At 72.5% G+C, this 12,351-nt stretch carries 12 protein-coding genes; 1 reads left to right on the forward strand and 11 read right to left on the reverse strand.

The annotated features are described in order from the left end of the window. Positions 1 to 11 precede the first annotated feature (11 nt). The 8 genes from D9753_RS23270 to D9753_RS23310 all read right to left on the reverse strand — a co-directional run bounded on the left by D9753_RS23270 (position 12) and on the right by D9753_RS23310 (position 9,517). Positions 12 to 1,037, reverse strand: a complete 1,026-nt coding sequence (locus tag D9753_RS23270; RefSeq protein ID WP_121788755.1) for a glutamate ABC transporter substrate-binding protein — start codon at positions 1,035 to 1,037, stop codon at positions 12 to 14. Positions 1,038 to 1,051: 14 nt separating this feature from the next. Beyond that, entirely contained in the window at positions 1,052 to 2,395 is a 1,344-nt protein-coding gene (locus tag D9753_RS23275; protein ID WP_394346740.1) for a hypothetical protein, read from the reverse strand. A 414-nt stretch (positions 2,396 to 2,809) separates the two neighbouring features. Beyond that, a complete protein-coding gene (locus tag D9753_RS23285; RefSeq protein WP_121788756.1) occupies positions 2,810 to 3,802 on the reverse strand; it encodes an N-acetylglucosamine kinase in 993 nt (330 codons plus the stop codon). Further along, a complete protein-coding gene (locus D9753_RS23290) occupies positions 3,793 to 5,058 on the reverse strand; it encodes a 6-phospho-beta-glucosidase (RefSeq protein ID WP_121788757.1) in 1,266 nt (421 codons plus the stop codon). The genes D9753_RS23285 and D9753_RS23290 overlap by 10 nt, the downstream gene beginning before the upstream one ends. Positions 5,059 to 5,065: 7 nt before the next feature. Next, on the reverse strand, positions 5,066 to 5,959 hold the full coding sequence (locus D9753_RS23295; protein WP_121788758.1) for a carbohydrate ABC transporter permease: 894 nt from the start codon (positions 5,957 to 5,959) through the stop codon (positions 5,066 to 5,068). Positions 5,960 to 5,961: 2 nt separating this feature from the next. Further along, positions 5,962 to 6,903, reverse strand: a complete 942-nt coding sequence (locus D9753_RS23300; protein ID WP_121788759.1) for a carbohydrate ABC transporter permease — start codon at positions 6,901 to 6,903, stop codon at positions 5,962 to 5,964. Continuing rightward, the gene (locus D9753_RS23305) at positions 6,903 to 8,246 is read right to left on the reverse strand and encodes an ABC transporter substrate-binding protein (protein ID WP_121788760.1); all 1,344 of its coding nucleotides are present in this window, start codon (positions 8,244 to 8,246) and stop codon (positions 6,903 to 6,905) included. Before D9753_RS23305 ends, D9753_RS23300 begins: the two co-directional genes overlap by 1 nt. Before the next feature lie 59 nt (positions 8,247 to 8,305). After that, positions 8,306 to 9,517: an ROK family transcriptional regulator gene (locus tag D9753_RS23310; protein ID WP_121788761.1), complete on the reverse strand. Its 1,212-nt coding sequence runs from the start codon at positions 9,515 to 9,517 to the stop codon at positions 8,306 to 8,308. A 330-nt stretch (positions 9,518 to 9,847) separates the two neighbouring features. Here D9753_RS23310 and D9753_RS23315 point away from each other — a divergent pair, with 330 nt between their 5' ends. Next, on the forward strand, positions 9,848 to 10,303 hold the full coding sequence (locus D9753_RS23315) for a hypothetical protein (protein WP_121788762.1): 456 nt from the start codon (positions 9,848 to 9,850) through the stop codon (positions 10,301 to 10,303). A gap of 105 nt (positions 10,304 to 10,408) precedes the next feature. On the opposite strand, the gene D9753_RS38120 is transcribed toward D9753_RS23315, so the two are convergent. The 3 genes from D9753_RS38120 to D9753_RS23325 form a co-directional block, all read right to left on the reverse strand. Continuing rightward, positions 10,409 to 10,759 carry a Uma2 family endonuclease gene (locus D9753_RS38120; RefSeq protein ID WP_240468259.1) on the reverse strand — a complete coding sequence of 117 codons (351 nt, stop codon included), beginning with the start codon at positions 10,757 to 10,759 and terminating at the stop codon, positions 10,409 to 10,411. 80 nt (positions 10,760 to 10,839) lie between these two features. After that, the gene (locus D9753_RS38125) at positions 10,840 to 11,010 is read right to left on the reverse strand and encodes a hypothetical protein (protein ID WP_240468260.1); all 171 of its coding nucleotides are present in this window, start codon (positions 11,008 to 11,010) and stop codon (positions 10,840 to 10,842) included. A gap of 131 nt (positions 11,011 to 11,141) precedes the next feature. Next, positions 11,142 to 12,230 (reverse strand): mechanosensitive ion channel family protein, encoded by a 1,089-nt coding sequence (locus D9753_RS23325; RefSeq protein WP_205614414.1) that lies wholly within the window; start codon positions 12,228 to 12,230, stop codon positions 11,142 to 11,144. Positions 12,231 to 12,351 lie beyond the last annotated feature (121 nt).

A 12,351-nucleotide genomic window follows, 5' to 3' on the forward strand; every position in this document is an offset into this window, starting at 1 on the left:
TCGGGTGCGGCTCAACCGCCGTGCGCGTACTGCGGCACGGGCGGTTTCGACGCCGCCGGATCCTTACCCAGTGTCGCCGACAGCCACTTGTCGTACGACGCCTGCCAGCCGTTCGCGCGGTAGTCCACCAGGACGCGGTTGACCCGGCGTACCAGGTCGGTGGCGTCCTTGCGCATCGCCACGCCGTAGTACTCCTCGGTGAACGCCCTGCCCTTCAGCGCGACGGTCGGGTCCTGGGCCGCCTGGCTCGCGGCGAGCGCGGCATCGGTCACCACCGCGTCCACCTCGCCGAGTTGGAGCCGGACCAGGCAGTCGAGCTGGCTGGGGACGGTGGTGGAGATGTCGGTGGAGGCGGGCAGCCGGCCGTCCTTGCGGTCGGCGTCCAGCTTGGTGTGCGCGGTCGAACCGGCCGACGTGCACACCTTCTTGCGGGCCAGCGAACCGTCGTAGCCGGTGATCGCCGACGACTTCGGGGCGAGGACCTGCTGCCCGGTCTTGAAGTAGGGCGCGGAGAAGGCGACATGGGTGAGCCGGTCGCAGGTGATCGTCATGGTCCGTACGACCATGTCCACCCGCCCGTTCTCGATGGCGGGGATGCGCTGGCTGGTCGGTATGGCCTTGAACTGCACCGCTTCCGGGTCGCCGAGGATGTCCTCGGCGATCCGGTGGACGAGGTCGATGTCGAAGCCCTCCAGTCGAGCGCCCTCGGTGTTGGGGTTGCGGTAGCCCCAGCGGTAGCTGTTCTGGTCGACGCCGACGATCAGCTTGCGCCGGTCGCCGGTACGGGCCTTGATGGCGTCGATCACCGGTCCGTCGGCATCGGACGGGGCGAGGGAGTGCCGGTGGGCGTCCGCGTCCTCGCAGCCGTCGGCGCGGGCCTGGGTGGCGGTGACGGTCCGCGAGCCGGTCCGCTCCGGCACCGGCGTCTGGGTGCAGGGCAGCAGCAGGGCGAACGCCAGCGCCAGCGCGCACAGCACCGCCATCGCGGCGACCCCGCCCCAGCCCCGCAGCGAGGCCCGTGCACGGCTTGCGTCCATCGCCCTGCCCCCTGTCACCGGTACTCCGAGAGCCGGCGCCCGATGCCGGCGACGGCGGCGGCCGCGCCCAGCACCGCGAGGACGGCCGCGCCGGCCGGCAGCCCGGTCATGGCGTCGCGGCCGTCACCGGCCGCCTGCCGGAACCGGGCCTGCTCGCGGCCGATGGCGCGGACGAGGCTGCGGTCCACGCCGTCGAAGCACTCGCCGGTCGCGCCCTTCGCGCCGATCACCTTGTCGAGCGCCTGCTGGTAGTTGCCGTTCTCGTCCTCGGCCCGCGCCGCGGCGTGGCGCCGCTTCCACACCGCCATGTCGGTCTCGGCCGCCTTGACCGGGGCGGTGCCCGCCCGGTCGTCGGCGAGCCTCGCGGCCTCGGTGAGTCCCTTGCCGAGCACGGCCATGTCCTTGTCGAAGTCGTGGTAGTAGGCGTCGTAGGACGTGCCGCCGACCGTGACGGTCTCGGCGCCGCGCGACACCAGGCTCAGGTTCTCGTTCCCGCGCGCCTTCAGGGACGCGATCCGGGCGTCGTGCAGGACGTTGAGCGAGCGGATGCCGTGCTCGTAGGAGCCGTCGAGTCCCGACCGGGCGATCGCGTGCCCGACGACCAGCCACAGCAGGGCGACGGCGGTCGCGGCGCTGGCGGCGACCAGGCCGTGGTTGAGGACGCGGTTGGTGCGCCGGTACATGCGGTGCTGGGCCCGGCCGAGCGCGGCGAGGGCGAGCACCCCGAGCGCGATCGCCGCCCACGGGTACGGTGTCGCGTCCCCGTAGTCGCCGGTGAGCCGCCGGTTCTCCGTCGAGTACAGGTCCTCCGCCGCCGGGAGCATCTGCTTCTGCATCTTCTCGTTGGCGTAGCGCAGATAGGCGCCGCCCACCGGGTAGCCCTGCCGGTTGTACGTCCGGGCCCGCTCGATCAGGCCCTTGTACTCCGGCAGCAGCCGGTTCAGCCGGGCGATGGTCGCCTCCGGGGCCGAGCCGGGCTCGGCGTTGGCGGCGGCGGTGACGAGTCCGGCGGCGGCGGTGCTGATGTCCTTCTCGTACCGGTCCCGGGAGTCCGGGGTCTCCTGCCCGCCCGCCAGGTACCCGGTGGAGGCGGCCGTGTTGGCGTCCGCCAGCGACCGGTAGATCCCGGCCGCGCCCGCGCTCAGCGGCTGGCTGCGGTGCAGCACGTCGTCGGCCGCGGCGGACCGGGCACTGGTCTGCCATGCGGTGACCGCCCCGAACGCGACGACCAGCAGCGCCAGTACGGCACCGATGATCCGCAGCCGTCCCGGCTCGGTCGTCGCGGCGGCCCGCAGCCGCTCGGCCCCCTCGGCGAACGCGGTCCGCCGGCTGGGCGGCACCGGCGGGACGCCGGCCACGGGCCCTCCGGGCCCGCCGGGCCGAGCGGGGACGCCGGGGGCAGGGGGAGCGCCGGGTGTGCCGGGGAGACCGGGCGCGCCGGGAGGACCGGGGACACCGAAGGCGCCCGGGGCGCCCAAGGCGCCGGAAGGGCCGGTCGTGCCGGGGGCGCCGGTGGATGTGGCGGGCCGGGCCGGCGGTGGCGCCGCGCTGCTCTTCGGCGGTTGTGTCACTCGACCTCCCCCGTGGTCATCCGTTCGCCGCCCAGTATCGCCGTAGGCACCGGCATCCGCACCGGCCTTCACGGGATCTTGATCGGATCGCAGTGTGCCCGGGGGCGTGTGCCGCCGGGCGCACCACCCCCCGGTTGAGGAACACGCCGGTGACGGGGGATCGGTTCCCCCGGGGCGCCGGCCGGCACCCCGGGGCGGTGGTCACCGTGTCGCGTTCTCCCAGTGCCCGCGTGCCCGTACTGCGGCCTCCGCCCCGGCCCCGAGCCGGTCCAGGCCCAGCAGGGCCGCGCCCAGGACCGGGCCGGCCGTGACGACGCGGACGGTGGCCTTGGGGGCGCGGGCGGCCAGCAGGGTGCGGATGGCGTCGTTCAGCCGGGCGTGGCCGGCCGTCAGGACGCTGCCGCCGAGCACGACGGGGATCTCCTCGGCGAGCAGGTCGAGGCGGGTGAGGGCGACCGTGGCCATCACCGTGACCTCCTCGGCGAGCCGGGTGACGAGCGTGCCGGCCACCGGGTCGCCGGCCTCGGCCGTGGTGAAGAGGACCGGGGTCAGTTCGTGACGCCGGTCGTGCGCGACGTGTCCCAGGTGCAGGGCCTCGATCAGGGCGTACATGGTCGGCAGGCCGAAGTGCGCCGGCAGGGTGCGGGACAGGGCCGTCGGCTCGCCCCTGCCGTCCTCCGCGCGGGCCGCGTACCACAGCGCCTCCTCGGCCAGGCCCCAGCCGCCGCCCCAGTCGCCGGAGATACGGCCGATCGCCGGGAAGCGGGCGGTGCGGCCGTCGGGGCGCATGCCCACGCAGTTGATGCCCGCGCCGCAGACGACCGCCACGCCACGGGGTTCGGCGACGCCCGCGCGCAGCACCGCGAAGGTGTCGTTGCGGACCTCCACGGTCGTGCCCCACCCGCGCGCGTGCAGCGCGGTCGCCAGGCGTTCCTCCTCCACCGGCAGGTCGGCGTTGGCCAGGCAGGCCGAGACATGGGTCACGGAGGTGACCCCGGCGTCCGCGAACGCCCGGGTCACCGGCTCCGCCAGCGCGTCCAGCGCCGTGGTCACCCCCACGGCGGGCGGGCGGAAGCCACCGCCGCGGGCCGTGGCCAGGACCTCGCCGGCGGCGGTGACCACGGCCACGTCGGTCTTGCTGTTGCCCGCGTCGACGGCGAGGACCGTCGGCGGCTCGGCTGCGGTCAGGCCCACGCCAGATGCTCCCGGTTGTGTGCGATGAGACGGTCGGTGAGGGTCTCGGCGTACGCGTACTGGGCGATCAGGGGATGCGCCAGCAACGCGCGGAAGACGCGGTCCCGGCCGCCGCGCAGCGCCGCGTCCAGGGCCAGTTCCTCGTACGCCGTCACGTTGGCGACCAGACCGGAGAACAGCGGGTCGAGGGCCGGGACGGGGAGCGGGACCGGGCCCGCCGGGCCGACCGCCGCCTGGACCTCGATGACCGCGTCGTCGGGGAGGAAGGGCAGTGTGCCCCGGTTGAGGGTGTTCACCACCTGGTAGGGGCTGCCGCCTCCGCCGAGCAGCGCCGCGGCCAGGTCCACGGCGGCCTCCGAGTAGTAGGCGCCGCCGCGTCTCGCCAGCAGGGCCGGCTTCTCGTCCAGGGCCGGGTCGGCGTACATCGTCAGCAACTCGGCCTCCATGGAGGCCACTTCGGCGGCCCGGGACGGCTTGGTGGCGAGTTCCCGGACGACCTCGTCGTGCGCGTAGTAGTAGCGCAGGTAGTACGAGGGGACGACGCCGAGACGGTCCAGGAGGGCGTGGGGAAGGCGGAGGTCGGCGGCGATCGCCTCGCCGTGCTCCGCCAGCAGCCCGGGCAGGACGTCGTCGCCGTCGGGGCCGCCCAGCCGTACGCCGGTCTCCCAGGTGAGGTGGTTGAGGCCGACGTGGCCGAGATGGAGGTCCGTCGGGGCCGTGCCCAGCAGTCCGGCGAACTTGCGTTGCAGGCCGATCGCCACGTTGCACAGGCCGACCGCCCGGTGGCCCTCCCGGAGCAGGGCGCGGGTGACGATGCCGACCGGGTTGGTGAAGTCGACGATCCAGGCGCGGGGGTTGGCACGGCGGACCCGTTCGGCGATGTCGAGCACGACGGGGACGGTGCGCAGGGCCTTCGCCAGGCCACCGGCGCCGGTCGTCTCCTGTCCGACGCAGCCGCACTCCAACGGCCAGGTCTCGTCCTGCTGCCGGGCCGCCTGACCGCCGACGCGCAGTTGCAGCAGCACCGCGTCGGCGCCGTCGATTCCCGCGTCCAGGTCGGACGTCGTCACGACACGGCCGGGGTGGCCCTGTTTGGCGAAGATGCGCCGGGCCAGGCCGCCGACCAGTTCCAGCCGGTCCGCCGCCGGGTCCACGAGGACGAGTTCCTCCAGCGGCAGGGTGTCGCGCAGGCGGGCGAAGCCGTCGACGAGTTCGGGCGTGTAGGTCGAGCCGCCGCCGACCACGGTGAGTTTCACAGCCAGATCAACCCTTTACTCCGGTGAGGGTGACGCCCTCGACGAACGCCTTCTGGGCGAAGAAGAACACGAGGATCACGGGGGCCATGACCAGCACGGTCGCCGCCATGGTGAGGTTCCAGTCGGTGTGGTGGGCGCCCTTGAAGGACTCCAGGCCGTAGGACAGGGTCCAGGCGCCGGGGTTCTCCGACGCGTAGATCTGCGGGCCGAAATAGTCGTTCCAGGCGTAGAAGAACTGGAAGAGGGCCACGGCGGCGATGCCCGGCCTGGCCATGGGCAGGACCACCCGGACGAGGGTGCGCAGGTCGCCGCAGCCGTCGACCTTCGCCGCGTCCAGGTACTCGTTCGGGATGGTCATCAGGAACTGGCGCAGCAGGAAGACGGAGAACGCGTCCCCGAACGCCATCGGGACGATCAGCGGCCACAGCGTGCCGGACAGGTCGAGCTGCTTCGCCCAGAACAGGTACATCGGGATGACGACCACCTGCGGCGGCAGCATCATCATCGAGATCACCAGCATGAGTGACAGGTTGCGGCCCCGGAAGCGGAACTTGGCGAGCGCGTACGCCACCGGCACCGAGGACACGACGGTCAGGACGGTGCCGAGGCCGGCGTAGACCAGCGTGTTGCGCCACCAGGTGAGGAAGCCGGGGGTGTCGAAGACCTTCCGGTAGTTGCCCCACTCCCAGGTGTGCGGGATCAGGTCCCGGCTCAGCGCCTGGCTGTCGCTCATCAGCGACGTCAGCACCACGAACACGAACGGCAGGGTGAAGAACAGTGCGGCGGCGACGCCGAGGGCGTGGACCGCGATCCACTCCAGCAGCGCCCTGCGGCGGGCGGCGCGCCCGGCCGCGGAGACGGACGGCGCCGGCCGCACGGGCCGGTCCAGTACGTGGGTCATGGTCAGTCACCTGCCTGGATCAGGCCGCCCCGGCGCCGCATCAGCAGCGCGGTGAACGCCATCGACAGGGCGAACAGCACCAGCGCCACCGCGCAGGCCGAGCCGTAGTCGAAGCGCTGGAAGCCGAGGTTGTAGACGAGCTGGGGGAGGGTGAGGGTGGACTTGTCGGGGTAGCCGGGCTCGAACTGGGTGCCCGCGCCCTGGATCACGCCGGAGGCGACCTTCCCGGCGACCAGCGGCTGGGTGTAGTACTGCATGGCCTGGATCACGCCGGTGACGACGGCGAACATCACGATCGGCGAGATGTTCGGCAGGGTGACGTACCGGAACCGCTGCCACGCCGAGGCGCCGTCCAGTTCCGCCGCCTCGTACTGCTCGGCCGGCACGTCCAGCAGCGCGGCCATGAAGATGACCATCAGGTCGCCGATGCCCCACAGGGCCAGCAGGGTCAGCGCCGGCTTGGACCAGGCGGGGTCGCTGAACCAGCCCGGGGCCGCGATGCCGGTCTTCTCCAGGAGGGAGTCGACGGGGCCCGTGCCGGGGTTGAGGAGGAACGCGAAGGCCATGGTCGCCGCGACCGGCGGGGCCAGGTAGGGCAGGTAGAACAGGGTGCGGAAGACGCCCGTGCCGGTCTTGATCTTCGTGATGAGCAGGCCGACGCCGAGCCCGAAGAGCACCCGGAGGCTCACCATGACCGCGACCAGCCACAGCGTGTTGCGCAGGGCGGGCCAGAACAGCGGGTAGTGGGCGAAGACGTACACCCAGTTCTTCCCGCCGGTCCACCGCGGCGGCTGGAAGCCGTCGTAGTGCATGAAGGAGAAGTAGACCGTGGAGAGCAGCGGGTAGGCGAAGAAGACCGCGAACCCGACGAGCCACGGCGACATGAAGGCGAGCGTGCGCAGGGCCGAGCGCCGGCGCCTGGACGCCAGGGTGACGGTGCTCATCACCGGGCCTGCGCGATGTCCGTGTCGATCTGCGCGGCCGTCTTCCGAAGGCCGGCCTTCAGATCGGTGACCTTGCCGCTCTCGTAGTCGTAGCCGAACTGCTGGATCGTCACCAGGTACACCCCGCCGTTGAGGGAGGCGGGCGTGGTGGTGGAGTGCGGGTTCGCGGCGATGTCCAGGAACGTCCTGAAACGCGGGTCGTACTTCAGCTTCGGGGACTTCAGCGCGGCCAGCGTGGAGGGCACGTTGTGGATGGCGTTGGCGAAACCGACCACCGCGTCCGTGTCCGTGGTCATGTACTTCACCAGCTCCCAGGCCGCGTTCTGCTTGTGGCTGGTGGCGGCGATGCCCGCGACGGTGCCGGTGATGTAGCCCTTGCCGTACTCGCCGGCCCGGTCGTCCGGTACGGGCAGCGGGGCCACGCCGATCTCGAAGCCGGGCTTCGCCTCCTCCGCCATGCCGAGCCGCCATTCGCCGTCGAGCTGCATGGCGACCTGGCCGGTGTGGAAGGGGTGCCGGGCGCCCCACTCGTCGCCGAGGGTCGCCCGGAACCGCTCCAGCCTGCGGAAGCCGCCGAGTTGGTCGACGAGTTTCTTCTGGAGCGTGAACCCCTGCTGGAAGGCGGGGTCCCCGGCGACCCGGGATCTGCCGTCGCGGTCGAAGTACGTCGGCGAGAACTGGGCGAGGTAGTGCTCGGTGGTGGACTCCCAGCCGTGGTAGTCCGGCATGAACCCGAGCTGCTTGTAGCCGTCTCCCTGACGCACGGTCAGCTTCTCGGCGTCGGCCGTGAACTGCGACCAGGTCCGGGGCGGTGCCGTGATGCCCGCCTTCCGGAAGGCCGTCTTGTTGTAGTAGAGGCCGTAGGCGTCACCGAGCAGCGGGACCGTGCAGCGGTTGCCCTCGAACCGGGTGTACTCGTTCATCGGCTTCGGGAACGTCGTGCTCGGGTCGATCCGGGACTTCTCGAAGAAGGGGTTCAGGTCCACCAGGGCGCCCGAGGAGCAGAACTTGCCCACGTTGTTGGTGGTGAACGAGGAGATCACGTCCGGGGCGTCGCCGCCGCCGGAGCGCAGCGCCTGGTTGATCTTGTCGTCGGTCATGTTGCCGACGACGTTCACATGGATGTTGGGGTGCGCCTTCTCGAAGCCGGCGACCAGTGACCGGACGGCCTCCACCTCGTTCGGCGCGCTCCAGGCGTGCCAGAAGTTGATCGTCGTGTTCTTCGAGGCGTCGTCCGTGGCACCCGAGCCGGACCGGCCGGTACAGGCGGTGGTGAGCAGGGCCAGCGACGCGGTCAGGGCAAAAGCCGTCTTTCGGACAGCCGGGGGTATGACGTCGGGCATGGCGGGGTCTCCCAGGGGCGGGTGGGCGGAAGGGGAGTGCTACCGAGGTGCGGTGGGGCTCAGCGCGAGGTGTCGAAGACCTCGTCGCGGGTGGCGGCGAGCGCGGACTCCAGCGCGCCGCGCAGGACGGGGTGTTCGCGGACTTCGCCGACGACCAGCCGGGGCCGGGCCGCGGCCAGCTCCTCCAGCTCGGCCTGGACGAGGGCGCGCAGCACCTCGCCGCCGGCCGTCAGGGCGGAGCCGCTGAGGACGACGAGTTCGGGGTCGAGGACGGAGACGAGCGAGGCGAGACCGGTGGCCAGCCGGGTCGCGTAGGTTCGCAGCAGTTCCCGGTGGGGGCCGCCGGTGTGGTCGGCGGCGCGGGCGACGAGCGCGGTGGCGGCCTCGGCGTACGGCCCCGACGGCACGTCCTCGATGCCGAGTTCGCGGGCCAGCCCCGGTACGGCCTGGGAGCCGGCCAGCTCCTGGTAGCCGCCGCTGTTGGCCTTGGTGACCTGCCGGACCAGGGGGGCGCCCGGCACCGGCAGGAAGCCGACCTCGCCGGCGCCGCCGGTCCAGCCGCGGTGCAGCCGGCCGCCGAGGACCAGGGCGGCGCCGAGGCCCTCCTGGTTCCACAGCAGCACGAAGTCCGCGTGGCCGCGGGCCGCGCCGAGGCGTTGCTCGGCTATGGCGGCGAGGTTGACGTCGTTCTCGTACTCGACCGGCATCGGCAGCGCCGCCGCGAGTTCGTCGAGGAGGGTGGGGGAGTGCCAGCCGGGCAGGTGGGAGGCGTAGCGCAGGCGGCCGGTGCCCGGATCGAAGGCGCCGGGGGTGCCGATGACCAGCCGGTGCACGTCGGACCGGGCGAGCCCGGCGGCCTTGACGGCACCGTCCAGCGCCTCGGTGACCTGCTGGACGACGGGCTGGGCGGGCCGTCGGCCGGGGGTGGGCAGCCGGTACTCGCCGACCGTGCGGCCGGTGATGTCGGCGACGGCGGCCCGGATGCGGTGCGGGGTGACGTCGAGCCCGGCGGCGTACGCGGCGGCCGGGTCGATCGCGTAGAGCTGGGCGTTGGGGCCCGGCCGGCCCTCGCTGGTGCCGGTGAGCCGGACCAGTCCGGCGGCCTCCAGGCGGGCCAGCAACTGTGAGGCGGTGGGCTTGGACAGGCCGGTGAGCTTGCCGATCCGGGTGCGCGACAGCGGCCCGTGCTCCAGCAGCAGGTCCAGGGCGGCGCGGTCGTTCATGGCGCGCAGGACGCGCGGGGTGCCCGGCGTACCGGCGGTTCCTGCCATGGGGGTCGACACCTGCCTTTCCAGCCGCCCAGCCTTTCAGTGACCGGGTGACGGCGTCCAGTCTTGATCACGGGCCGCCGGGAGATCACTGTTAGGAAAGTTTCCTATTCGGATGGGAGGAACGTAAGCCCAGGACGAAGGGGGCGTCAATAGACAACGCCCCCGAGGCAACGGAGTCGTTATCTCAAGGGCGTTGCGGTACGGGCGCCGACGGAGGGACTCCCGACGGGCCGGCCATGGCGGAGACGTGGGACCCCGGGCCGGGCGGGGCCGGATCCGCAGCCCCGTCACGAGTACGCCACTCACACGGTTGCCGCTGCTCACCGGGCGATGGCCACCGTGGCGGACGCCGGCCTGTCCTGGCCGGCCGTCGGCGGCATCGTCCTCGCGCCGGCCGTCTGGGCCCTGCTCAGCCTGCTCGTCGCCGACTACGTCCACGGCGCCCTGCTCCACCGGGCACGCGGCACCGGCATCGCGGTCACCCGGGACGCCCTCACGGCCGCCCAGGAGCGGCCCCTGCCCGCCGGGGCCACCGAGCGCCTGCGCGCGGGGCTCGCCGGGTCCGGGCGGGCGTACGACGTGGTGGACGGCGGCCCGCTGGAGTTCCGGTGGCGGCCGTTGCGCGGCCCGCACGCCGTCACCGGATGCGTGACCGTCGACGAGACGTCGGGCGAGCCCCGCCTCCGGCTCCACACGGACGAGGCACCGCGCGGCATGCCGGGAGAGCGAACGGCGAGCGCGTCCGTCGCGCTGTGCCGGATGACGAGGCTGGCGGAGGCGGAGTGAGCGGGGGGCACCCCACCTGGCTCACCGGTGCCCGGGGCGCCGCTCCGGCCCGCGGTGCCGACCCCGACGGGGAGGCGTGGGCCTGCCGGCCGGTCTGCGGCCCGCTCAGCCGGTGACGAACGGGGCCGTGTCCAGGGTCGGGTACGGCGCCGGGAGCGGGAGCGGTTCGCCGAGGTCGGCCTTGGTGCCGGTGGCGTAGTACGCCTCGGTGGGGTCGTCACCGGGGAGGACCGGATCCGTGTAGCAGTGGGCCGTCCTGGAGTGGCGGTCGACGAGGACGTAGACCGGGACGCCGGCGGCGGCGTAGGTGCGGAGCTTGGGGCCGGTGGAGGTGACCTCGCCGACGAGGGCGAGCATGTCGATGGGGTACCAGCCCTCGTGGGCTTTCCGGTACGACTCGTCGAGCTCGGTCGGCCTGCGACGGCGGACGTAGAGGTCCGGCACGATGAGGGCCATGGTCCTGCCGTCCTCGTGTGCAGCGCGGTAGCCGTTACCCATGCCCACGAGGCGGAACCCGGCCGCCCGGAACTGGAAGCTCAGCTCGAAAGCGCCGTCGTGTGATCGTCGTTCGGTTGCGGCGGCACGATGGCCGTCCCCTCGATGCACTCGGGACGAATCGGCATCGAGGTTGCCTCTTCGATCGCGCTCAACAGGTCGATGGGGTCCACCTGCGTCATCACCGGCTCCATGATCGGTTCGGCGCTCATCGCTGGTTCTCCTTGTCGCACTGGTGCCAGGCTAAGCCCGCGCTGGGGGCCCCGGCAGAACGATGGGGCATTCGCTTCGCGCGCCGGAACGGCCCATCTGTTCACTCGAACGAGCGTGCTGAACCGTTCCGCTACTTCGCCGGTGGCGCCGGACGCTGCGAGACGATCGGTGCCGTCGCCGCCACCTGCGGGGAGTCCGCGTTGGCGTACGCCGACGGGGCCGCGACCGTCGCCGCCGGGTCGGGGGTGTTCTCCGCGTCCTCCAGGGCCGTCGCGCCGCCCACGATGCGGATGCTCGCCGCGTCGAACGCCCGCTTGATCCGCCAGCGCAGCTCCCGCTCGACGGTCACCGACTTGCCCGGCATGGTCTTCGCCGAGACGCGGACCACCATGGAGTCGATCAGCACGGAATCCAGGCCGAGCACCTCGACCGGGCCCCACAGCAGTTCGTTCCAGGGCTCTTCCTTGCTCAGCTTCTCGGCGACCTCGTCCAGCGTGGCCCGGACCCGGTCCAGTTCCTCGCCGGCCCGTACGGTCACGTCGACTCCGGCCGTCGCCCAGCCCTGGGAGAGGTTGCCGATCCGCTTGACCTCGCCGTTGCGGACGTACCAGATCTCGCCGCCGTCACCCCGCAGCTTGGTCACGCGCAGCCCGACCTCGATCACCTCGCCGGTGGCCACGCCCGCGTCGATCACGTCCCCGACGCCGTACTGGTCCTCCAGGATCATGAACACGCCGGACAGGAAGTCCGTGACCAGGTTCCGGGCGCCGAAACCGATGGCCACGCCCGCGACACCGGCGGACGCCAGCAGCGGCGCCAGGTTGATCTTGAAGGTGCCCAGCACCATCAGCGCGGCCGTGCCGAGGATCAGGAAGCTGGCCACCGACCGCAGCACCGAGCCGATCGCCGCCGCCCGCTGCCGGCGCCGCTCGGCGTTGACCAGCAGCCCGCCCAGCGCACTGCCGTCCACGGCCTGCGCGGTGCGGTTCATCCGGTCGATCAGCTTGGTGATCGCCCGCCGCACCACCGCTCTGAGCGAGACCGCCACGATCACGATCAGCAGGATCTGGAGACCCATCGCGAGCCACGTCGACCAGTTCTGCTCGACCCAGCTCGCCGCGTTCGTCGCGCTCTCCTGGGCGTCCTGGAGGGACGGCACGGCCGGCGCCGTCGACTGCGAAGGGGACGGAGAGGGGGACGGGGACGCGCCGGCGGCCATCAGGACGATGGGCAGGGACGACACGGCAGGTACCTCCAAGGTGCTGCGCGGTCCGCACCGGCGGGCGGTCAAGGTCACGAAAAGGTCACCGGGCGGACAGGACCACCACACTAACGGGGCA

Origin of the sequence: Streptomyces dangxiongensis, from assembly GCF_003675325.1 — a bacterium.
GTDB lineage: Bacteria > Actinomycetota > Actinomycetes > Streptomycetales > Streptomycetaceae > Streptomyces > Streptomyces dangxiongensis.